This is a genomic window from Eubacterium sp. AF22-8LB, assembly GCF_003458715.1.
GTDB lineage: Bacteria > Bacillota_I > Bacilli_A > Erysipelotrichales > Erysipelotrichaceae > Holdemanella.
Map to the genome: position 1 here is coordinate 66,407 of NZ_QRVI01000007.1, position 21,827 is coordinate 88,233.

22 protein-coding genes, 6 tRNA genes and 1 other RNA gene are annotated in these 21,827 nt (G+C 34.1%); 7 read left to right on the forward strand and 22 right to left on the reverse strand.

Going from position 1 to position 21,827, the window contains the following annotated elements; genetic code table 11:
• Window positions 1-39 precede the first annotated feature (39 nt).
• Genes DWY01_RS04145 through radC form a run of 3 tightly spaced genes read right to left on the reverse strand, consistent with a single transcriptional unit; the run spans window position 40 to window position 2,161 of the window.
• Window positions 40-606, reverse strand: a complete 567-nt coding sequence (locus DWY01_RS04145) for a hypothetical protein (protein WP_117993509.1) — start codon at window positions 604-606, stop codon at window positions 40-42.
• Window positions 603-1,439 (reverse strand): rod shape-determining protein MreC, encoded by an 837-nt coding sequence (gene mreC, locus DWY01_RS04150; protein WP_117993513.1) that lies wholly within the window; start codon window positions 1,437-1,439, stop codon window positions 603-605. The genes DWY01_RS04145 and mreC overlap by 4 nt, the downstream gene beginning before the upstream one ends.
• 47 nt (window positions 1,440-1,486) lie before the next feature.
• Window positions 1,487-2,161 carry a DNA repair protein RadC gene (gene radC, locus DWY01_RS04155; RefSeq protein WP_117993516.1) on the reverse strand — a complete coding sequence of 225 codons (675 nt, stop codon included), beginning with the start codon at window positions 2,159-2,161 and terminating at the stop codon, window positions 1,487-1,489.
• A 104-nt stretch (window positions 2,162-2,265) separates the two neighbouring features.
• Here radC and DWY01_RS04160 point away from each other — a divergent pair.
• Both DWY01_RS04160 and DWY01_RS04165 read left to right on the forward strand, forming a co-directional pair.
• Window positions 2,266-2,342, forward strand: a tRNA-His gene (locus DWY01_RS04160).
• Window positions 2,343-2,415: 73 nt separating this feature from the next.
• Window positions 2,416-2,988, forward strand: a complete 573-nt coding sequence (locus tag DWY01_RS04165) for a co-chaperone YbbN (protein WP_117993521.1) — start codon at window positions 2,416-2,418, stop codon at window positions 2,986-2,988.
• 8 nt (window positions 2,989-2,996) lie between these two features.
• Here the strand turns inward: DWY01_RS04165 and DWY01_RS04170 are convergent, their stop codons facing one another.
• The 10 genes from DWY01_RS04170 to DWY01_RS04215 form a co-directional block, all read right to left on the reverse strand.
• Window positions 2,997-3,863, reverse strand: coding sequence for a DUF1848 family protein (locus DWY01_RS04170; RefSeq protein ID WP_117993594.1), 867 nt, complete (start codon window positions 3,861-3,863; stop codon window positions 2,997-2,999).
• A gap of 77 nt (window positions 3,864-3,940) precedes the next feature.
• Window positions 3,941-4,016 (reverse strand) — tRNA-Asp (locus DWY01_RS04175).
• A 15-nt stretch (window positions 4,017-4,031) separates the two neighbouring features.
• Window positions 4,032-4,105 (reverse strand) — tRNA-Gly (locus tag DWY01_RS04180).
• Window positions 4,106-4,110: 5 nt separating this feature from the next.
• Window positions 4,111-4,186 (reverse strand) — tRNA-Asp (locus DWY01_RS04185).
• Window positions 4,187-4,209: 23 nt separating this feature from the next.
• Window positions 4,210-4,300: transfer RNA gene (locus DWY01_RS04190), tRNA-Ser, on the reverse strand.
• A 146-nt stretch (window positions 4,301-4,446) separates the two neighbouring features.
• The gene (thrS, locus tag DWY01_RS04195; protein WP_117993597.1) at window positions 4,447-6,195 is read right to left on the reverse strand and encodes a threonine--tRNA ligase; all 1,749 of its coding nucleotides are present in this window, start codon (window positions 6,193-6,195) and stop codon (window positions 4,447-4,449) included.
• Between the two features lie 296 nt (window positions 6,196-6,491).
• Entirely contained in the window at window positions 6,492-6,866 is a 375-nt protein-coding gene (locus DWY01_RS04200) for a NifB/NifX family molybdenum-iron cluster-binding protein (RefSeq protein ID WP_117993524.1), read from the reverse strand.
• A gap of 89 nt (window positions 6,867-6,955) precedes the next feature.
• Window positions 6,956-7,346: a transfer-messenger RNA gene (gene ssrA, locus DWY01_RS04205) on the reverse strand.
• 21 nt (window positions 7,347-7,367) lie between these two features.
• On the reverse strand, window positions 7,368-7,826 hold the full coding sequence (smpB, locus tag DWY01_RS04210) for an SsrA-binding protein SmpB (protein ID WP_117993527.1): 459 nt from the start codon (window positions 7,824-7,826) through the stop codon (window positions 7,368-7,370).
• Window positions 7,823-8,992 carry a CapA family protein gene (locus DWY01_RS04215; RefSeq protein ID WP_117993532.1) on the reverse strand — a complete coding sequence of 390 codons (1,170 nt, stop codon included), beginning with the start codon at window positions 8,990-8,992 and terminating at the stop codon, window positions 7,823-7,825. The genes smpB and DWY01_RS04215 overlap by 4 nt, the downstream gene beginning before the upstream one ends.
• A 64-nt stretch (window positions 8,993-9,056) precedes the next feature.
• On the opposite strand from DWY01_RS04215, the gene DWY01_RS04220 reads away from it, so the two are divergent.
• A tRNA-Ala gene (locus DWY01_RS04220) sits at window positions 9,057-9,132 on the forward strand.
• 43 nt (window positions 9,133-9,175) lie between these two features.
• Here DWY01_RS04220 and phoU read toward each other — a convergent pair.
• The 5 genes from phoU to DWY01_RS04245 form a co-directional block, all read right to left on the reverse strand.
• Window positions 9,176-9,829 carry a phosphate signaling complex protein PhoU gene (phoU, locus tag DWY01_RS04225; RefSeq protein WP_117993536.1) on the reverse strand — a complete coding sequence of 218 codons (654 nt, stop codon included), beginning with the start codon at window positions 9,827-9,829 and terminating at the stop codon, window positions 9,176-9,178.
• Window positions 9,829-10,581: a phosphate ABC transporter ATP-binding protein PstB gene (gene pstB, locus DWY01_RS04230; protein WP_117993539.1), complete on the reverse strand. Its 753-nt coding sequence runs from the start codon at window positions 10,579-10,581 to the stop codon at window positions 9,829-9,831. The genes phoU and pstB overlap by 1 nt, the downstream gene beginning before the upstream one ends.
• A gap of 11 nt (window positions 10,582-10,592) precedes the next feature.
• Complete coding sequence (gene pstA, locus DWY01_RS04235) at window positions 10,593-11,471, reverse strand: phosphate ABC transporter permease PstA (protein ID WP_117993542.1); 879 nt, start codon at window positions 11,469-11,471, stop codon at window positions 10,593-10,595.
• Between the two features lie 2 nt (window positions 11,472-11,473).
• Complete coding sequence (gene pstC / locus DWY01_RS04240) at window positions 11,474-12,367, reverse strand: phosphate ABC transporter permease subunit PstC (RefSeq protein ID WP_117993546.1); 894 nt, start codon at window positions 12,365-12,367, stop codon at window positions 11,474-11,476.
• A gap of 63 nt (window positions 12,368-12,430) precedes the next feature.
• Window positions 12,431-13,306 (reverse strand): phosphate ABC transporter substrate-binding protein, encoded by an 876-nt coding sequence (locus DWY01_RS04245; RefSeq protein WP_117993550.1) that lies wholly within the window; start codon window positions 13,304-13,306, stop codon window positions 12,431-12,433.
• Between the two features lie 220 nt (window positions 13,307-13,526).
• On the opposite strand from DWY01_RS04245, the gene serC reads away from it, so the two are divergent.
• The 3 genes from serC to DWY01_RS04260 are packed head-to-tail and all read left to right on the forward strand — an operon-like array spanning window position 13,527 to window position 16,539.
• Complete coding sequence (gene serC / locus DWY01_RS04250; RefSeq protein WP_117993556.1) at window positions 13,527-14,612, forward strand: 3-phosphoserine/phosphohydroxythreonine transaminase; 1,086 nt, start codon at window positions 13,527-13,529, stop codon at window positions 14,610-14,612.
• The gene (locus DWY01_RS04255; protein WP_117993559.1) at window positions 14,605-15,753 is read left to right on the forward strand and encodes a 3-phosphoglycerate dehydrogenase family protein; all 1,149 of its coding nucleotides are present in this window, start codon (window positions 14,605-14,607) and stop codon (window positions 15,751-15,753) included. Before serC ends, DWY01_RS04255 begins: the two co-directional genes overlap by 8 nt.
• 9 nt (window positions 15,754-15,762) lie before the next feature.
• Window positions 15,763-16,539 carry a histidinol-phosphatase HisJ family protein gene (locus DWY01_RS04260; protein WP_117993563.1) on the forward strand — a complete coding sequence of 259 codons (777 nt, stop codon included), beginning with the start codon at window positions 15,763-15,765 and terminating at the stop codon, window positions 16,537-16,539.
• A 39-nt stretch (window positions 16,540-16,578) separates the two neighbouring features.
• Here DWY01_RS04260 and DWY01_RS04265 read toward each other — a convergent pair whose 3' ends face one another.
• The gene (locus DWY01_RS04265) at window positions 16,579-17,499 is read right to left on the reverse strand and encodes a DMT family transporter (RefSeq protein WP_117993567.1); all 921 of its coding nucleotides are present in this window, start codon (window positions 17,497-17,499) and stop codon (window positions 16,579-16,581) included.
• A 9-nt stretch (window positions 17,500-17,508) separates the two neighbouring features.
• Window positions 17,509-19,251: an ABC-F family ATP-binding cassette domain-containing protein gene (locus DWY01_RS04270; RefSeq protein WP_117993602.1), complete on the reverse strand. Its 1,743-nt coding sequence runs from the start codon at window positions 19,249-19,251 to the stop codon at window positions 17,509-17,511.
• Window positions 19,252-19,298: 47 nt separating this feature from the next.
• Here DWY01_RS04270 and iadA point away from each other — a divergent pair, with 47 nt between their 5' ends.
• Window positions 19,299-20,360 carry a beta-aspartyl-peptidase gene (iadA, locus tag DWY01_RS04275; RefSeq protein WP_117993571.1) on the forward strand — a complete coding sequence of 354 codons (1,062 nt, stop codon included), beginning with the start codon at window positions 19,299-19,301 and terminating at the stop codon, window positions 20,358-20,360.
• 54 nt (window positions 20,361-20,414) lie between these two features.
• On the opposite strand, the gene rplQ is transcribed toward iadA, so the two are convergent.
• Together rplQ and DWY01_RS04285 are read right to left on the reverse strand one after the other, a co-directional pair.
• Entirely contained in the window at window positions 20,415-20,777 is a 363-nt protein-coding gene (gene rplQ / locus DWY01_RS04280) for a 50S ribosomal protein L17 (protein WP_117571636.1), read from the reverse strand.
• An 11-nt stretch (window positions 20,778-20,788) separates the two neighbouring features.
• Window positions 20,789-21,745, reverse strand: coding sequence for a DNA-directed RNA polymerase subunit alpha (locus tag DWY01_RS04285; RefSeq protein ID WP_117993576.1), 957 nt, complete (start codon window positions 21,743-21,745; stop codon window positions 20,789-20,791).
• Between the last annotated feature and the right edge of the window lie 82 nt (window positions 21,746-21,827).

Genomic DNA, 21,827 nt, shown 5'->3' on the forward strand with positions numbered 1-21,827 from the left:
ATTTTAACATATATGAAAAGAAGGAAACGAATCCTTGACTCATTTCCTTCGAATATTTTGCAATTTCAACTTTTCCATTCGTTTATATCGAATATCCTTTATCATCGCATATCTAGTGAATACAGTGATGATATAAATTAAAACAAAAATTGCCACACCATTGAAAATCAATGTTAATGCTTCTACATGTATAAACCATTTCACAAAGCTCATTGTCAAAAGTCCTAGAAGCTTGGGCCCAAAAAAACAAAGTAAATCACTCACAAACATCATTAAAAATACGATTGCGAAATGCATCCAATGATTTTGATCTATCATTTCCTTAAAAAAGCCAATCAGCCAGCCAAACAGACCAAATAAAATCATCTTAACGAACCAATCTGTTGTAAAGAACATACCTACACAAAGTCCGCAAAGGCATGCATACAAAATTCGATTTAAGCTTTTTTCATGTGACACAACGAGTAAGCATCCACAAAAACATAGATGACTCACAAAAGATAGTGATGAATAAGTAAAATCCACACTAAACAAATATGCGAACAGCTGATCAAGCATAGCTAATATTGCCAGGAAAACAAACGCATAACGCTCTTTATTTATCATTTACTTTCCTCTTTTCCAATCACAAGACAATAATCGAAGCTCTTCATATTTGATACTGGTGAAACATAAACAGTTGAAATGATTGAATCATCATTTAAAGAAACATCCTTTACTTCCCCAATAAGAATACCGCTTGGATAGTTTCCTCCCTTACCACTTGTTGCAACTGTCTGTCCTTTTGTCACAGTCGCATCATTATCGAACAGAGAAACTCGATATGCCTTTTTTTCAGTATCATAGGATTGTAAAACACCCTCTACACTTGAACCATCTTCTAAAGACATCTTGATGGCAATATCATTATTTAAATGCTGACAAGTCAATAGTTGAACGACACTTGTGCTTGTTTGTACAGTATCTACTAAACCAATCGCACCTTCGCTTGTTGTCACAAGCATATTCTTTTTTACCCCTTGCTTTTTTCCAGCTGAAATCGTCACCGTTTGTGACCATGAATCACTAGAACGTTCCAACACTCTAACACTTATGGTTTTCGCATTTGAAAGACCACCTTTCATATTTAGTAAGTCTTCAAGCTGCTTATTTTTATTTCTTTCATCCTCATAAGCCGTTTGATAATTCTTCTGTTCAGCAAGTTGTTTAGATAAATATTCATTATCATCATAGGCATGCCACAGATTCGCAAAATCATTGACAGCACTGCCAATAGATGAAAGTGGATTTTGAATCAATCCATATTTTAAATATGTCCATGCACTATATCCAATGTTCGTGATGGAACTTTGTCGAAGTCCAACCATTGTACATGCAAGTATACATAGAACGACAATAATCGTAAGTAATCTTTTTTGAAGTCGAGTAAATTTACGCATAATATCCCCCAAACTAACTTATATTATAGCGATATTCCCTCCTTCTTTCAATCGAGATATTTATGCTCTTTAAACGAATAATATTGATTTTTTCCTACAATAATATGATCAATTAAATGTACTCCCATCGTCATGGCAACTTGAATCATTTTATAGGTTACTTCAAAATCTGCTTTGGATGGCGTACAATCCCCCGAAGGATGATTGTGTGCAATTAACACAGAATTTGCGTTTTGTAGAAAAGCCTCTTTAAAAACTTCTCTAGGATGAACCGTACTTTCATTTAGTGTTCCCTTAAATAACACGCGATGTGAAATCAGTTTACTTTTGGTATCTAAATAGAGTGCAATAAAGCATTCTTGATTCAAAGCTCCATATTCAAATTCAAACCACTCAATAACATCTTCTGGTTTAAGAATTGAAGCATGATAAGCTTTGGATTTAAATACACGCTTGCTAAGTTCTACACTAGCTAATAGCTGCAAAGCCTTTACTTCGCGAATCCCTGGAATCTGCATCAATGTATTTACATGCATCTGCATTAATTTTGATAAACCTTCACTTTCTTTCAATACATCGGACGCAATTTCGAATACAGAACGATTCTTATTTCCACTTTGTAGAATCAAGGCAACTAATTCTAAGTCGCTCAAAGATTCTAAGCCATTTCGCAACGCTTTTTCTCGTGGGCGTTGCTCCACTTCCATTTCTTTTACCTTCATATACTCTTATACGAAAAAAAAAGAACTTTTTTTAATTTTTTTATATTTTTTGCTTGCAAAGTGTAGATTCACATGGTATATTATACAAGCGTTAAGCATTTATGGCGGTTGTGGTGAAGTTGGTTAACACAGCGGATTGTGGCTCCGTCACGCGCGCGTTCGAATCGCGTCAGCCGCCCCACAAAGAATTTTAAGTCTCGAGTCATCGAGGCTTTTTTCTTTACTTTTTCTTAGTTTGTTAGTATATTAGGAACATGAAAAAAATATTACTCATTCTCTTAAGCCTTACTCTATGTGCTTGTCAAACTCAAACACAAATCAAGCATTCTTCTTCAAAACAAGCTTGTGATGCGACAAGTACAGAAGAAAAATGTGATTCAACAGATGACACTAAAATAAAATTTAATGAGATCAGCTTTGATGAAGCTATCCAATATTTCATCGAAAAAAATTCCGGTGTATTATATTTTGGTTATTCTAGTTGTCCTTGGTGTAAGGAGGCTAAACCTGTCTTGAAAAAGGTAGCCCAAGAAAATGGAATTGATATTCAATATGTAAAAGTTAGGGATGAAGAAAAAAATAGATTGTACACGGATGAGCAAAAAGCTCAAATCCAACCTTATATCCAAGACTATATGTCAAATAACGATGAAGGTGTCCTTACTTTGTATATTCCATTAGTTCTTGTAGTAAAGAATGGTAAAGTTATTGATGGACATGAGGGTACTTTGGATAGTCATGATGCGACCAAAAGAAAAATGACAGATCAGGAAAAAAAAGAATTAACTCAAATCTATACAAAATTAATGAGTGAAGCTAAAAACTAGCTTCACTTTTATTTTTTTCGAACTTTTATTTCATCATCTAAACCTAATTGTCCAATTAACAAACTAGATTTTGAATTATGTAATTTATAATTTTTTGCGATTTGTTTAGAATCGTAATTCGCGTAGCAATACTTACATCCATGTAAGCAAGAGTTATATGCACCTACATCAACCATACTTACACATTGGCAATCTCTTGCCTTCCATTCTTTTAATAGTTTTCCTGTTCTTTCAAAGGCATATTTAATACTGACACAACAATCATGTGGGTCTCCAATCGCATAATCCTTTTCCATACAGGAAACAATGTTCAAATTATTTTCAGCAGCACTTTTTTCAAAAGCCCCTTTAATCATCAAATATTCTTCATTCGATGGATTGTGATAAATCAAATGGTTGTTACGAACATTTTTATAATCGTCCACAAATGAAACAATCATTTTTGATACAGATCCATTTAATATCGTACATAACTTATGAAATGCACGAACATGATAATCTGCAGTATATTTAGAATTTAAAATAATTGGATCATATCGAACACAGATATTTTCTTTTCCTATATATGAAGATAATTGTTTAATACATTCAATCACTTCTTTTTTATTTGGTACATTTGGTTCAATATCATCAAAATATCCTGTAATTGTTACTTGTAGCTGAATAGGAACAGAAAACAAATGAATTGTATCTAATAATGGAATCGGATACTTTGTACAGAATACAATCATATCAATATCCGATACACAAATACGACTGACCAGTTTAGGATTAAAAGGATTTCTAACATCAAAAAATCCTTCATTCCATCGATTCACAAACCAATCCATATAATAAGCTACCACATCTGTTCTTCCACTTACGTTTATTATCATAGGTTTATTAAACAGAGAAATAAGTAAATAGTCAACCAAAAGAAAAAAGCCATCCTCAGATGACTTAAATTTTGAAATGGCGGTCCAGATGGGACTCGAACCCACGATCTCCTCCGTGACAGGGAGGCATGTTAACCACTACACCACTGGACCAATATTTAATTTTAATGGAGCAGATGAGGGGAATTGAACCCCCGTATCAGCCTTGGCAAGGCTGTGTTCTACCATTGAACTACATCTGCATGAATGGCGGTCCAGATGGGACTCGAACCCACGATCTCCTCCGTGACAGGGAGGCATGTTAACCACTACACCACTGGACCAAAACTATTTTCCAAAAATAAGATGGCGGAGAAGGAGAGATTTGAACTCTCGCGCCAGTTTCCCGACCTATACCCTTAGCAGGGGCACCTCTTCAGCCACTTGAGTACTTCTCCAAGAATATTTCCAGATTTCTTATTTTTTAGAACAACCTGCGTTATCCGTAACGCCCGTTTATAATAACATGGATAAAAATTTATTGCAAGCAATTTTTTAAAAAATATTAAAAAAAATTAGAGGTCATTTTTTGACCCCTAATATTTTACTTTCCAAACAATGTTTTATTGTCTACTTCAGCTTTAAATTTAGCTAAAGCTTCATCTAATGATAACGTAACACTATCCTTTTTACCGCTTTGACGAATTGTAACTGTATTGTTTTCTTGTTCTCCATCACCAACTACGATTTGGTAAGTAACCTTTTGTAGCTGTGCTTCACGAACACGATAACCTAATTTTTCATTACGAGAATCTACTGTTGCACGCATTCCAAGAGCTGTTAATGCATCACATACTTTATTTGCGTATTCTACATGTTTTTCGTGGTGAACTGGAATAACAACAAATTGACGTGGAGCTAACCATAATGGGAAGTGTCCTCCAAAGTGTTCAATCAAGATACCAATGAAACGTTCAACTGATCCATAAACTACACGGTGTAACATGATAGGAGTTTTCTTTGTTCCATCTGCATCTACATATTTACATTCAAATCTTTCTGGTAAGTTCATATCCAACTGAACTGTACCACATTGCCATACACGTCCTAAGCTATCCTTAATATGAATATCCAATTTAGGACCATAGAATGCTCCATCTCCAGGATTTACTTTATATTCTTTTCCTGCATGTACACAAGCTTGTGCCAATGCTTTTTCTGAAGCATCCCAAATTTCTTCTGAACCAATATATCCACTTTCTGGACGTGTTGATAATTCAATTTCATATGGTAAACCAAATACTGAATAAATACGATCTACCAACTGTAATACTTTCTTAACTTCATCTTCCAATTGATCTGGAGTGACAAATAAGTGAGCATCATCTTGTGTAAATGTACGTACACGGAATAATCCGTTTAATGCACCACTTGCTTCATGACGGTGTACTTGTCCTAATTCTCCTAAACGCAATGGTAAATCTTTATATGAGTGCAAAGTTGAGTTATATACTAATAAAGCTCCTGGGCAGTTCATTGGTTTGATTGCGAATTCACGATCATCTACCATTGAAGTGTACATGTTGTCTTTATAGTGATCCCAGTGTCCACTCAACTCCCATAATTCTTTTGACATCATAATTGGAGTTTTGATGAATTGATATCCTTCTTTTGCATGTTCTTGATACCAGTATTGTTCCAAAATGTTACGTAAAATCATTCCATCTGGCAAAAAGATAGGCATACCTGGCGCAAATTCACTGATTGTGAACAAACCCATTTCTTTACCTAATTTCTTGTGGTCACGTTTTTTTGCTTCTTCTAAAGCTTCTAAATGAGCTTCTAATTCTTCTTTTGTATCGAAACAAATACCATAAACACGTTGAAGCATTTTATTGTTGGCATCACCCTTCCAGTAAGCACCAGAATGTTTCAACAACTTGAAGTTTTTACACATTTTAACAGTCTCAACATGAGGTCCACGGCATAAGTCTACAAAATCACCTTGACGATAGATTGTGATGTTTCCATCTTCTAATCCATTGATCAAATCAATTTTATAAGGATCGTCCTTAAACATTTCTAAAGCATCTGCCTTAGAGATTTCTTCACGAACAATTCTCTTTCCATCTTTGGCAATTTTCTTCATTTCTTTTTCAATTTTTGCCAAATCCTCTTCTTTTAATTTGACATCCCCTAAATCCATATCATAGTAGAAACCTTCAGAAACTACAGGTCCTACCCAAAATTTAGCATTTGGATATAAACGTTTAACAGCCTGAGCCATCATATGAGCACACGAGTGGTTCAACATAGATAAATGTTCGTTTTCTAGTACATTAACTAATTCCATTTTACTTTCCTCCATTTTTCCATATAAAAAGCGACAGCCATCAAAGGACGTCTGTCGCACGCGGTACCACCTTTGTTTATACAATTTCTGTATACACCTCAAACCTTTTAACGCAAGAAATACGGCACACTTTTTCAAGGGCAATTCAAAGGGAGTAAATACATTTATTCGCAAAGTGTTTTCACCATCCACACTCTCTCTACATTTGAATACAACGCATTCGTATCCTTATCATCATTGTTGACTTGATTATAGACCCAAATATGAGGTGTGTCAAAAGAAAAACTCAAGAATTTTTAATGGCAATGTCCACCACACGAATGACTTTCATCAGATTCATGTTTTGTGCAAGTCACATCCGTTGTAAATTCTAATTTTCCACTTAAATATTTTTTTACAGCTTCATCTGCATTTCCTGTAATTCCACCAAACGAATGGATTCCAAACCCAGCCAATGCAGTTTTAGCACCTTGTCCAATACCACCACAAAGCACAATGTTTACATTATTCTCTTTTAAAGCATTCGAAACACCAACATGTCCATGTCCTTCAATTGAAATCACTTCACTCTTAATAATTTCATTATGATCTGTTTCATAGATTTTAAATTGTTCACTGTGACCAAAATGTTGAAACACTTCTCCATCCTTATAACTGACTGCAATTCTCATACTATACCTTCTTTCCATTCCATTATATATGGTTTATCCAAATAATTGAAGGCATGAAAAAAACGCCCATTATAGGCGTTAATAGTCTTTGGTGGAGGCGAGGAGAATCGAACTCCTGTCTAAGCAAAGTCCCACGAGACAGCGTTTACAGCTTTTTCCATCTAGTTATCCAAAAGTTTCGGATGGAAACAAAAATCCTTTTGGGTTAGCTATAGGTGTTTCAAGATAAGCAACTAGCCAATACTTATCTCTATCTTCTTTTCTTTAACACTCAGTCTGAAATAAGAAAGCGAAATTTCAGAAAGGGGCTGCGAAGCCAAACGTAGGCAATAAAATTAAGCAGCGAAAGCCATGCTTTGGTTCATACCAAATACATTAGCAAGTTTATTTTTAGCAATTAATTTAAGTTGGTTATTACACGTATCCTTCGTGGCTGTGGCTGAATCCAAACATTTACTCATCGAATGCCTGAACGCCCCCAAGGAACATCAGTATAATCTATTAATACTGATTTTTCAAGGCCTTTTGAATCTCTCTTTGGGCATCCTTCGCCTTTTGAGATTCACGCTTATCATGAAGATTTTTACCTTTTGCCAAGGCAATTTCTAGCTTAGCTAATCCTTTATATAAATAAATTCTTACTGGTACAACCGTGTATCCTTTAACACGAGCAGATTGTTCTAACTTTTGAATCTCTTGCTTATGCATCAAAAGCTTACGATCTCTTGTTTCATCATGATTGAATCGGTTTCCAAATTCATATGGTGAAATATGCATACCTTTAATAAATGCTTCCCCTTTTTGAAAGCTGATATAGCTATCCTTTAATTGCACCTTTCCTCTTCGAATACTCTTTATTTCTGTACCCTGAAGTACTAAGCCCACTTCAAAACGATCATACAACTCATATTCATGTCTTGCCTTACGATTTTCGGCTATTGTTTTTTGATTTTGACTCATTCTAACACTACCTCTATTCCATCTGGATCTTGCATAACAGATTGAACAAATTGTTGAACCCATTCTTTTGACAAATCATATTCTGAAGCTAAATTGTGCGTAGAAGCAATCGCATCATTATAATCTTCTATTGAATATGTCTTCCATGTATTATATCCTACATCAAACCATGTAATCAACGGAATAAACTTAGTATTTGTAAAAGAAGTTTTTTTCGTATTTGAATCATAATTCAATGTAAAGCTTGCCATGCCACCTACCATCGTCATATCTGTATCTTGAGCACTTGTATAATTGCCTAAAGAATAATATACAAGTGTATCTTGTTTCTTTCCTTTTATAATTTTAGCCGGTTCTATTACATGTGGATGAGAACCAATCACAACCTCAGCGCCTATCTTATTTAAATATTTAGCAAGCTCTTCCTGCTCATCAGATGGATAGGTTTGATATTCATTTCCCCAATGCATAGAAACCATCTGCACATCACTGACTTTACTTAAGGCTTCCATATCCTTTTTCATCTGTTTTTTATCAATCAAATCTACAAGCCACGGCTTATCTTCAGGCAACACAAACCCATTCAATCCATAGGTATATCCTAAAAATCCAACTTTGATACCATTGATTTCTTTTACCAACATACGCGTTCTATCTTTAGAAGAAGAATGAGAACCTGTTGTAATGATATCTGGATATTTTTCTCGAATAATATCAATTTGTTTTAACAAGCCTTCTGCCCCTCGATCCATTGAATGATTCGAACTTAAACTCCACCAGTCAAAACCAGCTTTATTTACAGCAGACAAAATTTCTGTAGGCCCATTAAAAGTCGGATACCCACTCAATTCATATTCTTTGCCGATACATAGAGTTTCGAAGTTAATATAGGCTAAGTCCGCGTTCTGTGTATATTTATTTGTCATTTCATAATAAGAATCAAAATTAAAGCCTTCATTTCTTAAATCTTGATAATAATACATTGCACCATGATATAAATTATCTCCCACACCAACAAATGTAAAAGATTTTTTATCTTCTTTTTTAGAAATCTTTTGCACAACTTCAGGCTGTACATTTTTGGTTGCTGGATGCGTTAATATAAAGGTCATTAAACTAAAATTGAATAGGCATAAAATAATGATCCATGTCCATTTGTTTTTCATACTTCAATTTTATCAAAAAATACTTGCATTTTCCAAAAGATTTAGGTAATATTATTAAGCACTTGGGGTGTTAGCTCAGCTGGGAGAGCACCTGCCTTGCACGCAGGGGGTCATCGGTTCGATCCCGATACGCTCCACCAAGTTAAAAAATACGCTGTAAGCAAATTTGCTTACAGCTTTTTTTCATTCAATTTCTTCAAAAACACCAGACTTTTGATAAAGAACCCATTTACCAATATTTACACAATGATCACAAATTCTCTCTAAATATTTACCTACTAATAAGACATCTACCAATGTACCTGTATCATGTTCTTTTTTAGCTAATAAATCCACATAGATTTCTTTCGCCATTTCATATTGTGCATCCGCTTGATCATCCATTGTAATCACTTGATTTGCTGCCTTTTCATCCTTTTGAATAAAAGCTTCAATCGCAAGTGTAATCATTTCTTTGGCAATTGTGAATTGTTGTTTAATACAATCATCTACAACTAAATCCTCCATATTCAAAGCACAAATAAGTTCTGAAACTTCTTTTTCCTGATCCATAATACGTGTTAAATCACGAATCGTATTTGTAGCTACTGTAATACGACGTAAATCTTTGGCAACAGGATGTTGAAGAAGAAGAATCTTCATGCAAATTTGTTCAGCCTCTCTTCCTTGTTCACTCACTTCTTCATGCATTTGTGAAACATCTTGAACTAAAGTTTTGTTTCCATCTAAAATGGCGTGTTTGCAAAACCATAAACCTTTTAAACAGTCTTGAGACATTTGCGTCATAGTTAATTCTAATTGTCTTGTTTGTTTTAAAAACTTTGTAGGTAAAACCATTATCCAAACCTCCCTGTGATATAATCTTCAGTTTTCTTTTCCCTAGGTGTTGAGAACAATGCTTCTGTATCACTATATTCAATTAAATCACCTAACAAGAAAAACGCAGTCTTATCACTGATACGCATAGCTTGCTGCATATTATGAGTAACAATAACGATTGTATAATCTTTCTTTAACTCTAATGTCAACTCTTCAATCTTACTTGTTGAGATTGGATCCAAAGCACTTGTTGGTTCATCCATCAACAATACTTCAGGCTGCATAGCTAATGCTCTTGCGATACATAAACGTTGTTGTTGTCCACCAGACATACCCAATGCCGATTTATGCAAACGATCTTTTACTTCATTCCAAATAGCAGCTTGTTTTAAGCTTCTTTCGACAATTTCATCCAATTCACTTTTCTTTTTAATGCCAAATATTCTAGGGCCATACGCAATATTGTCATAGATACTCTTTGGAAATGGGTTAGGCTGTTGAAATACCATCCCCACTCTACGTCTTAATTCAATCGCATCCATATTTTTATAAATATCTGTACCTTCTAGACAAATATCTCCCGTAATTTTGGCATTTTCTACCAAATCATTCATACGATTCAACGTTTTTAAAAAGGTAGATTTACCACATCCAGATGGACCAATGAATGCCGTTATTTCTTTTTCTTTAATATCTAAATTTATATTTTTTAAAGCATGGAAATCACCATAATATAAATTTAAATCGTTTACTGTAAATTTATTGTTCATACTAACCCTTTCTACTTCTCTAATCCTGCTTGTTTTTTAGAAATATGTCTTGACCAGACATTAGCTCCAATACTAAACGCAAGTACCAAAATCATCAACACAGCACTGGATAAGTTTGCTAATGCTCGATCTTGCCCATTTGTTTGTAAGTTCCAAATTTGGATGGATAATGTTTCTGCCGGTCTAAGAACATTAATAGGTGATGTTGGAGAGGTAAAGCTAAAGTTGTTCCAACGTAAATCACTTCCTGAACCCGTTGTGTATAACAATACGGCAGCTTCACCAAAGCCACGACCAGCAGCCAAAATAACACCTGTCATAATACGTGATAAACAGGCCGGCAATAATACATGGAAGATTGTTTGCCACTTAGTAGCCCCAAGTCCCATACTTCCCTGATAGTACCCTGCAGGTAATCCTTTGATTGCATCTTCTGTTGTAGTTGTTATCAAAGGTAAACTTAAAATTGAAATTGACAAAGCTCCTGCTAATAAGCTTTTAGATAATCCTAATACAACTAAGAAAATCAAATATCCAAACAAGCCCACAACAATACTTGGTAAAGATGACAAGGTTTCAATACAAGTTCTTAAAAAGCGAGTAACTAGGCCTGGCTTTGCATACATGGCCAAATAAATACCAGCAAGAACTCCAATAGGAACAGAAACAAGTAATGAAATAAATACTAAATAGATTGTATTGAATACCTGGTTTCCAATACTTCCAGATCGTGTAAAACCAAACATTTCTGGTTTTGCGCCTAATAATCCACCAACAATAACTTTTCCTGCAAAACCAACAAGTAGTAAAAAGAAGAATAAGGCGATACCATAGAAGACGATTGTCATAAATTGATCAACCATTTTTGCTCTTTTAATTCTAGAATCCATTTTTATTCTCCTTTCGGTTTTGAAAACTTATGAATAATGGTGATAAACAATAATGAGATCAAGAACAACAACAAAGCCATTGTCCATAATGCTGCTTTCATTTCTCCACCTTCCATCGCATTTCCCATTTGAGCTGCAATTTCAGTTGTTAATGTTTTTGAAGTGGAAAAAACACTTGTTGGTAACGCTGTTGTTTGACCAATAACCATTGCAACAGCCAAAGCCTCTCCAAATGCTCTTGCTAAACCTAATACAATACCTGAAATTACACCAGGCAATGCAGCAGGAATAACAACACGATAAATAGTTTGCCAACGCGTTGATCCTAGTCCATACGCAGCCATACGTGTTTCTTTTGAAACAGCACGGATGGCATCACTGGCAACACTTGTAATAGATGGGAAAATCATAATAGATAAAACTAAACTAGCTGCTAATATAGAGTGCCCTACCTGTAAATCAAATACTTTCTTGATAAACGGGATCAAAACCGTTAATCCAACCCATCCATAAACAACGCTAGGTATTCCGGCAAAAATTTCCACCATAGGCCGATAGAATTTTTCTCCAAACTTAGGTGATATTTCAGTCATAAAGATTGATGATCCTAAGGCAAATGGTGTAGCAATCAATAATGCCAGCCCACAAACACATAATGAACCAACAATAAATATTAACGCACCTACATGTCCTTTCGAACTCGCATTATCCATTGGGGCCCAGTTGGCACTGCCAAGAAATTCACCTAGGGTATGATGAAATTTTAAAAATGTATCCGAACCTTTATAAACTAAAAAGGCTCCAATTAATAGGGTTACAAATATCACGAACAGACCACCGATTGTAACAAGAATCTGCCAGAAATATTCTTTACAAAACATACTTTTACGACTCATCAAATTCCTCCAAACTAAATGAATAACGGACATATGTTTCAATGTCCGTTAAAGAACTAGTAATTAGTGATCAGTTTTTTCCATTTTACTAGAAACACCATAGCCTAATGATTCCATTTTCTTACCGAATTTTTCACCCATGATGTAATCTAAGAATTCTTTAGTTGCTTTGTCTGGTTCACCATTTGTATACATATGTTCAAATGTCCAAACTTTGTAGTCACCACTGTAAGTATTTTCTAATGTTGGTTCAACGCCATCAATTGCGATTGTATCCACATCTTTGTTGTCTACTAAGTAAGATAATGCTACATAACCAATTGCACCTTTTGTATCTGTTACGTTTTGTAACAATACACCAGAATCATCTGTTTCCATTGATGCATTGCTTGCTTCTTCATTTCCATCCAATGCATATTTTTGGAATGTTGCTCTTGTTCCTGATGAAGTTGGGCGAGTTACTAACACGATATCTTCATCTGGTCCTCCAACATCTTTCCAGTTTTTTGTTTTACCTGTGAAGATGTCAATTAATTGTTGTTTTGTTAAATCTTTAACACCTACATCTTTATTTACAATTGGAGCCATTGTTACAACACAGACTTGGTGATCTACTAAATCTTTAGCTTGATCCTTATCTAATTTTTCTTCTGCTGCAACATCTGAGTTACCAAGAGTAACCGTTTTATCAGCTACCTGCTTTAAGCCTTCTCCTGAACCACCAGCATCCACTGTAATAGAAACATCTGGATTTTCATTTGAGAATTGTTCAGCTGCCACATCAACTAATGGTTTCAATGCACTTGAACCTGCAGCTGTAATTGTTCCACTTAAACTTTCACTTTTTGAATCACTGTCATCTGATGCAACATTAGAACTACATCCTACCATCGCGGCTGATAGTCCTAAGACCATTGCGCCCTTTACAAACTTATTCATATTTTCCTTGTCCTCTTTTCTTTTGACACACTTATCTTACTTGATGATTGTTAAGTAAAAAGAACAGTTCTGTTAAGGTTATGTTAAATAAATTGTTCAACGCATAAACACATGTGAATTTATTTTGCGAACAAATTGCTTGAAATAAAATGTAAATGAATGTATAATCATGAAACATAGAGAAAGGAAAGGTGGAAATAATTTTCACCGAGGTGACGAAATGACACGTGTATATAACTTTAGTGCCGGTCCCGCATGCTTACCAGAATGGGTTTTAACCAAAGCTGCGAATGAAATGTTAGATGCTCATAATAGTGGAATGAGCGTTATGGAGATGTCCCACCGTTCCAGTGAATTCAAAGATATTATCGATACTTGTAAAGGTAGATTAAAAAGATTGATGAATATCCCAGATGAATATGAAATCTTATTCTTACAAGGTGGAGCTTCTTTACAGTTTACGATGGTTCCTTTAAACCTTGAAAAACATAATGTAGATTTAATCAATACAGGTCAATGGACAAAAAAAGCTTTAAAAGAACATGAAAAATTAGGAAAAGTAAATGTAGTTGCTTCAAGTGCAGAGGATAACTTTACATATATTCCTAAAATCAAACAGGAAGATTTAAGTGAAGATTCTGATTATGTATATATTTGTGAAAACAATACTATATATGGAACAAAATATAAGGAATTACCTCCACATGAAGGGAAACTTTTAGTAGCTGACTTATCAAGCTGCATATTAAGTGAAAGAACAGATGTATCCAAATATGATTTAATCTTCGCCGGAGCTCAAAAAAATATGGGACCTGCAGGATTAACGGTTGTTATCATTAAAAAGGATTTAATTGGCTTAGCAGATGAAAAAACACCTAGCATGTTAAATTACAAGACATACGCTGACAATGATTCAATGTTCAATACACCACCGACTTATGCTATCTATATTTGTGGGTTAGTTCTTGAATGGCTAGAGACACAAATTGGTGGCTTAGAAAATATGGAAAAAATCAATCGTGAAAAAGCAAAATTGCTTTACGATTACATTGATGCTTCTAAGCTTTATTCAAATCCAGTAGCAAAAGAGGATCGTTCTTATACAAATGTTCCTTTTGTCACAGGAGATAAGGAATTGGATGCTAAATTTGTTAAAGAAGCAAAGGAAGCTGGAATCGTTAATATTAAAGGTCATAGAACCGTAGGAGGAATGCGTGCAAGTATCTACAACGCCATGCCATTAGAAGGTGTACAGGCTTTGATCGCATTCATGAAGAAATTTGAAGAGGAGAATTATAATGCCTAAAATAAAACTTTATAACAACATTGCCCAAATTGGTTTAGATCAATTTACTGAAAATTATGAAGTAAATGAAAACATGGATGACGAAGATGCAATTCTTGTTCGTAGTGCAAATCTACATGATATAGAATATGGTGCCAATCTTAAAGCTATTGCTAGGGCAGGGGCCGGTGTCAACAATATTGATATTGATACATGTACAAAAAAAGGAATTGCCGTATTCAATACACCTGGTGCAAATAGTAACGCTGTAAAAGAACTTGTGTTTGCAGGTATGTTACTTGCGAGTCGTGATATTTATCATGGTATTGAATGGATCCAAACACAAAAAGACAACGATAACATCGCTAAAGATGTGGAAAAACAAAAAAAGAAATATGCAGGTCATGAACTAACTGGTAAATCATTAGGAGTTATTGGATGTGGTGCCATTGGTATTCAGGTTGCCAACTTGGCCTTACGTTTTGGTATGAAGGTATATGGATATGACCCATATATGTCAGTTGATGCTGCTTGGAATTTATCTCGCTATGTTAATCACGTAACAAATATCGATGATTTATATAGACAATGTGACTTTATCACTATTCACGTTCCATTAAATGATGGAACTAAAAACTTCATCAATAAAGACAGCTTCGACAAAATGAAAGATGGCGTAAAGCTATTAAACTTTGCCCGTGGCGGATTGGTTGATGAAGATGCATTATTAGAAGCATTAGATGAAAATAAAGTAGCTGCCTATGTAACTGACTTCCCTAGTCAAAAGGTTATTCAAAATGACAAAGTAATTGCCATTCCACATTTAGGTGCTTCAACCGAAGAAAGTGAAGAAAACTGTGCTGTCAAAGCAGCTCAAGAATTAATGGATTATTTAGAATTTGGTAATATCTCAAATTCTGTTAATTTGCCAAATGCTAAAATGGATATGAATTCTCCATTTAGAATTACTTGTATCCATGACAATAAGCCTAAAATGATTTCTCAAATTACAGATATTTTGAAGGATGCCAATATCGAAAACTTGATGAACAAATCAAAGAAAGATATTGCGTATACAATCATTGATTTAGATTCTAAAGTAGACACTACATCTATCGAAAAAATCAACGGTATGATTTGCGTATCTACATATAGTAAATAGGAGTGTATTATGATTGATGCACACACACATTTAGAAAATGGTGATTTAAGCATAGAATATGTTCATAAGTTCATTGATGCTGCAAAAGAAAAGGGAATCACACATCTTCAAATTCTTGATCATACGCACCGATTCTTTGAATTTAAAGACTGTTATAAAAGAGTTTGTGAAGTATCTCAGTTACAGGAAAAATGGTTTCTAAAAAAACAAAAAAACTCCATAGATGACTATTTAAAATTAATCGAAGCATTAAAAAAAGAAACTTTTGACATTGATGTTCGCTTTGGACTCGAAGTGTGCTACACGCCTGAAACAGAAAGTCTATTATCCTCCATACTCCAAAACTATAATTTTGACTTTCTTATAGGTAGTGTCCACTCAGTCGATGGCTACCTATACGATATGGATGCCTTTTCTAAAGAATTGCTTTGGAACAAGCGTAATTCTTCTGATATCTATAAATCCTATTATGACTCTATTGAAAAGCTCATCAAATCCAATCTTTTTGATCAAGTCGGTCATCCAGATGTAATTAAAATGTATTCAATTGATCCAGGCTACGATTTACATCCTACCTACCATAAAATCGCTAAGCTAGCAAAAGAATACAATATCAAAATGGAAGACAATACAAAAGCCCATTATTCTTATCATCATCCAGATATTGGTTTAAATGATAATTTTAGAAATATCCTAAAAGAAAATAATGTACAAATTGTGACCGCAAGTGATGCACATTATCCAAGTGATGTTGGTCGCTGCTTTGAACTATTAGATCCTAGATAAGTCTAGGGTCTTTTTTTGACTAATAAAAAGGGGCAGAAATTAATCTGTCTGCGTTTCTTTATTAACTAAAAATACACTTAAACTAACAAGTAAAAGGGCAATTAAACTTGATAGTTGGAATGCTTGATTTGATTCATGAAGGACAATACTTGATAGAATAACACCAATAATAGGTGTTACACACATATAAACACCAATCTTGCTGACAGGATTCACAGATAACAATAATCCCCAAATTGTGTAGGCAATTGCTGAAACAAGTGCTAGATGAATCAATACAAGAAGTCCTAGACTCCATCCAAATGAAATACGGCCACCCATTAAGCATCCTATTATCGCTAATAGAATGCCTCCAAGTGAAAACTGATATCCACTTAATAATACGGCATTTTGATTTTGGGTAAACTTTTTAATAAAGGCAGCCGATATAGAACCACATAATTGTGACATCAATACAAAGCCTTCACCATTAAGTGAAAAGTTTGCACTTGCTCCACTAATATTCATAAATAAAATACCTAAAAATCCAATAAAGCACCCAACTGCTTTCCGTATTGTTATTTTTTCATAATGAAATATTAAACTTGCTACCAATAAAGATATAAAAGCACTGGTTCCTGAAATAATGGAACCGTTAACGCCCGATGTATGTGAAAGTCCAATATAATAGAAAAAGTATTGTCCTGCGGTTTGAAAAAGTGCTAATGTACAAATGCCTTGGATATTTTCTTTTTTAGCTATTAATACTTTCTTTTGTAATAATGATCCAAAGAGTATTACTAAAAGGCCAGCCAACATAAAACGAATCCCTGCAAACATTAAAACACTTGGCACACCATCGATGTTGAATAATTTATATCCCCATTTAATAAAGGGAGCTGCACTTCCCCATAATGTACAACACAACATCGCTAGCAAAAATACATGCAATGGTTTCTTAAAAAATTCCCTATTCTGCATATTAAAACTTTATCCTTCCTTTTTTTCCTCTAATTCCATCCATCGATTGGTTAATGTTTCAAGTTCTTCTTCTTTCTGTGTTCTCAAATCACTTAATTCTTTTAATTTTGTGAAATCATTTTGACACTCATTCATCTGATGGTCTAAAGCTTCCATTTCATCTTCTAATAATTCCATCTTTTCTGGTAATTGCTCTAATTCTTTTTTCTCCATATAGGATAACGAAGATCTTTTCTTCTTCTCAACTGACTTCTGTACAACTACCTTCTTATTTTCATCTTTTGATTTCACTAAATAATCACTATATCCACCACTATATTGTTTAAATGTTCCATCATCTTGATGAACAAATACTTTATCCACAACACGATCTAAGAAATAACGATCATGACTTACAGTAATGATAGCTCCTTGAAAATCATCCAAATAATCTTCTAATACATCTAATGTCAAAATATCCAAATCATTCGTAGGCTCATCTAATAAAAGGATATTTGGTTCTTGCATTAAAACTCTCAAAAGATAAAGTCGTCTTCTTTCTCCACCTGAAAGTCTTGATAATGTTGTATAATGCATATTTCTTGGAAATAAGAATCGTTCTAGCATTTGTGCAGCACTTAAAGTCATTCGATCATATTCAATAACCTTAGAAACTTCTTCTATATAGTCAATAACACGCATATTCAAATCTACGCCTTGATCTGCTTGCCTAAAATATCCTATCTTTACTGTCGTTCCATATTCAATTGTTCCATAGGTTGGTTGTTTCAATCCTGCAATTACATCTAATAACGTTGATTTTCCACATCCATTTTCACCTATGATTCCAATACGGTCTTGGCGTAATAACACATAATTAAAATCATGGAATAATGTCTTTTCAGGGTATGTAAAACCAAGATTTACACATTCTATCGTTTTATTACCTAAACGTTGCATTGCTGCATTGATTTTTAATGACTCTTCTTGTTGTTTAAAACGTTTTTGACGTAATTCTTCAAATCTTTGAAGTCGACTATTGGATTTTGTTCCACGCGCCTGTACACCAGCTCTAACCCACTCTAATTCCTTTTTATATAGGTTCTTATGTTTTTGAGCAGCCACCTTTTCTTGTTCAATTCGCGTTTCTTTATTCTCTAAATACACTTCATAATTTCCATTATGAATATAAAGGTCTCCTTGATCCAATTCAATCATCTTCGTGCATACTCGATCTAAGAAATAACGATCATGTGTAACCATAAAAATAGCACTTTTTGAACGAATTAAATAGTTTTCAAGCCATTCCACCATATCATTGTCTAAATGGTTTGTGGGCTCATCTAATAACAACAAATCACAACTTGTACATAAAGCTAAAGCGAGAGCTACTCTTTTTCTTTGTCCACCTGACATATTGGACATAGCACTTTGAAAATCTATAATGCCTAGTTTTGTTAAAATAGATTTTAATTCAAATTCAGCTACTGGATGTTCATTCTTTGCGTTTACAAGCTGAATCTCATCCCACACACAATCTGTTTTGAATTCTGGATTTTGAGGTAAATAATGAATTTTAATTCCATTCTTTTTGATAATTGTTCCTGCATCGTAGTTTTCGATACCTGCTAATATTTTTAATAAAGTACTCTTTCCTGTACCATTCACACCAATTAAGGCTATTTTATCTGTATCTTCTATCGTAAAACTTGCATTTTTTAAAATACATTTATCATTTATATTCTTTTTTAAATTTTCTGTTGAAATTAACATAACATCACCTTGTGTTCTATTATATAATAAATTTTGAGGTGACATGTATGAAACTTATTAAAAATATCCAAATTTATGCACCAGAAAATCTTGGTGTAAAAGACGTATTGATTTCAGATTCTAAAATAGAAAAAATCGACAATACAATCAAATTTCCATATCCTATTGAAACCATTGATGGAACAGGATGCATTTTAACCCCAGGCTTAATTGATCGCCATGTTCATATTACTGGTGGCGGTGGTGAAGCTGGTTTCATTTCTAGAGCAAGACCTATTGATGTAAAAGAGATATTAGATGCAGGTATCACAACCGTCATTGGATTATTAGGTACTGATGGATATACAAGAAGTACAAAAGAACTATTTGCGAAAGCGAAAGAATTAACACAGAAAGGTGTTCATGCATATATCTTAACCGGTAGCTATGCATATCCTAGCAACACATTAACACAGTCTATGGAAGATGATATTGTATTTATTGATAGCATTCTAGGTGTAAAGCTTGCATTGAGTGACCATAGATCTACTCATATAAACAATGATGAATTGATTCATATGGCTTCTAGAATTCGTACAGCAAGCCTAATTGCCGGAAAACAAGCTAACCTAACAATTCATATGGGTGATGAAAAACAAGCTCTAGAGCCCGTTTTTAACGCCTTAGAAAAAGCTGATATTCCTATTTCATTATTTCAGCCAACTCATTGCACAAGGAATCCGTATTTATTTGAGCAAGCTAAGAAATTTGCTGATTTAGGAGGAACAATTGATTTAACTTGTGATGGAAATGGTAAAACATTAAGCTATATTCAACAAATCAAAAATACTGATAAAGTTACTATTTCTAGTGATGCACAAGGATCATGGTCTACTTATAATGAGGATGGTTCCGTTAAAGAGATTGGTATCACACCTATTTCTAATTTAAAAAATGAATTTATCCTCTTGAAAAATGAATTAGGTTATGAAAAAGCACTCCCATTTTTCACTCAAAATGTTGCGAATGTCTTAGGCTTTAAGAACAAAGGTCAAATCAAAGAAGGATTTGATTGTGATTTAGTTATTTGGAAAGATGATAAAATACAACATGTAATCACAAATTTATAAGAAAAAAAAGGCACTGAAGATGATTCAGTGCCTTAATTATTCATTAATATTAAATTACTTAACGAATTGTACAATTGCCATTGGAGCTGCATCTCCACGACGGATACGTGTCTTAACTACACGAGTGTATCCACCATTACGATCTGCATATGCTGGTCCAATTTCATTGAATAATTTTTGAAGAGCTGTTGTTCCCTCTTCATCTACTTCTACATTACGAACATAAGCTGCTGCTTGTCTACGTGCATGTAAATCTCCACGTTTTGCTAATGTAACTAATGAGTCCATTACAGCGCTTAATTCTTTTGCTTTCATTTCTGTTGTTTCGATTTGTCCGTTTTCAATCAAAGATGTTGCCATGTTACGCAACAATGCTTTACGATGATCGGCTTTACGTCCCAATTTACGATTCCACATGGTATTTCCTCCTATCCGTTATTTTGCTTAAAAGACAATCCTAATTCCTTAATTTTGTCTTTAACTTCTTGTAATGATTTCTTTCCTAAATTACGTACGTGAATCATTTCCTCTTCTGTTTTTTGAGTCAATTCATCCACAGTCGCAATACCAGCACGTTTTAAACAGTTATAAGAACGAACTGATAATTCCAAGTCTTCAATCATTTTGTGAGTTGCATGAACTACTGGTTCTTCTGAAACTTCAACTTCTTTTTCCTTCACTTCAAGGCTAGCTTCATCTACTGTAGCTAAAATTGATAGGTGATCACGTAAAATTTTAGCAGCAACAGCTAATGCTTCACTTGGTTTAATTGTTTCATCTGTAGTAACATTTAACTCTAATGAATCATACATACTTCCATCATCACCTTTAACCGGATTAGCTACATAGCTAACATTCTTTATTGGTGAATATAGTGAGTCTGTATAAATAATACCAAGAGGTTGTCCTTCGTTTTGATACATTCTTTTATTAACATCAGAACGTACAAATCCACGGCCTAAACGAGCCTGAAGTTCCATATGAATAGAACCTCCTTCTGACAAAGTACAAATTGGTAATTCTTTATTTAAAACTATAACGCCAGTAGGACATTCAATATCACCAGCAACGACTGTTTTAGGTCCTTCCTGATCAATACGAAGTGTATAAACTTCATTATCATGAATATCAATATCTAAAATTAATTGTTTTAAATTTAAAATAATTGAAGCAACATCTTCTTTTACACCTTTAATACCTGTAAATTCATGGTAAACACCATCAATACGAATACTGAAGATTGCTCCGCCAGGAATTGAAGATAATAATACACGACGAAGTGCATTACCTAATGGTGTACCATAACGATATTCTAATGGTTCTAATAAGAATTTACCTTCTTTTGTTGTTTCTTCGATAGTCGAAATTTTAAACTTTGTGCTCATCTGGACACCTCCTTAGTATGGTGACTATCCACGAGGTCGTTTTGGTGGACGACATCCGTTGTGTGGAATTGGTGTTACATCA

What these genes read in the sequence shown, in the direction of transcription:
- DWY01_RS04245 (WP_117993550.1), bottom strand. Translation starts at nt 13,306, where the DNA reads ATGAATAAGTTTGTAAAGGGCGCAATGGTCTTAGGACTATCAGCCGCG.
- pstA (WP_117993542.1), bottom strand. Translation starts at nt 11,471, where the DNA reads ATGGATTCTAGAATTAAAAGAGCAAAAATGGTTGATCAATTTATGACA.
- phoU (WP_117993536.1), bottom strand. Translation starts at nt 9,829, where the DNA reads ATGGTTTTACCTACAAAGTTTTTAAAACAAACAAGACAATTAGAATTA.
- DWY01_RS04255 (WP_117993559.1), top strand. Translation starts at nt 14,605, where the DNA reads ATGCCTAAAATAAAACTTTATAACAACATTGCCCAAATTGGTTTAGAT.
- pstB (WP_117993539.1), bottom strand. Translation starts at nt 10,581, where the DNA reads ATGAACAATAAATTTACAGTAAACGATTTAAATTTATATTATGGTGAT.
- DWY01_RS04200 (WP_117993524.1), bottom strand. Translation starts at nt 6,866, where the DNA reads ATGAGAATTGCAGTCAGTTATAAGGATGGAGAAGTGTTTCAACATTTT.
- DWY01_RS04265 (WP_117993567.1), bottom strand. Translation starts at nt 17,499, where the DNA reads ATGCAGAATAGGGAATTTTTTAAGAAACCATTGCATGTATTTTTGCTA.
- DWY01_RS04170 (WP_117993594.1), bottom strand. Translation starts at nt 3,863, where the DNA reads ATGATAATAAACGTAAGTGGAAGAACAGATGTGGTAGCTTATTATATG.
- DWY01_RS04165 (WP_117993521.1), top strand. Translation starts at nt 2,416, where the DNA reads ATGAAAAAAATATTACTCATTCTCTTAAGCCTTACTCTATGTGCTTGT.
- rplQ (WP_117571636.1), bottom strand. Translation starts at nt 20,777, where the DNA reads ATGTGGAATCGTAAATTGGGACGTAAAGCCGATCATCGTAAAGCATTG.
- serC (WP_117993556.1), top strand. Translation starts at nt 13,527, where the DNA reads ATGACACGTGTATATAACTTTAGTGCCGGTCCCGCATGCTTACCAGAA.
- radC (WP_117993516.1), bottom strand. Translation starts at nt 2,161, where the DNA reads ATGAAGGTAAAAGAAATGGAAGTGGAGCAACGCCCACGAGAAAAAGCG.
- mreC (WP_117993513.1), bottom strand. Translation starts at nt 1,439, where the DNA reads ATGCGTAAATTTACTCGACTTCAAAAAAGATTACTTACGATTATTGTC.
- smpB (WP_117993527.1), bottom strand. Translation starts at nt 7,826, where the DNA reads ATGAGTCAAAATCAAAAAACAATAGCCGAAAATCGTAAGGCAAGACAT.
- DWY01_RS04285 (WP_117993576.1), bottom strand. Translation starts at nt 21,745, where the DNA reads ATGAGCACAAAGTTTAAAATTTCGACTATCGAAGAAACAACAAAAGAA.
- DWY01_RS04145 (WP_117993509.1), bottom strand. Translation starts at nt 606, where the DNA reads ATGATAAATAAAGAGCGTTATGCGTTTGTTTTCCTGGCAATATTAGCT.
- pstC (WP_117993546.1), bottom strand. Translation starts at nt 12,367, where the DNA reads ATGAGTCGTAAAAGTATGTTTTGTAAAGAATATTTCTGGCAGATTCTT.
- DWY01_RS04270 (WP_117993602.1), bottom strand. Translation starts at nt 19,251, where the DNA reads ATGTTAATTTCAACAGAAAATTTAAAAAAGAATATAAATGATAAATGT.
- DWY01_RS04215 (WP_117993532.1), bottom strand. Translation starts at nt 8,992, where the DNA reads ATGAAAAACAAATGGACATGGATCATTATTTTATGCCTATTCAATTTT.
- DWY01_RS04260 (WP_117993563.1), top strand. Translation starts at nt 15,763, where the DNA reads ATGATTGATGCACACACACATTTAGAAAATGGTGATTTAAGCATAGAA.
- iadA (WP_117993571.1), top strand. Translation starts at nt 19,299, where the DNA reads ATGAAACTTATTAAAAATATCCAAATTTATGCACCAGAAAATCTTGGT.
- thrS (WP_117993597.1), bottom strand. Translation starts at nt 6,195, where the DNA reads ATGGAATTAGTTAATGTACTAGAAAACGAACATTTATCTATGTTGAAC.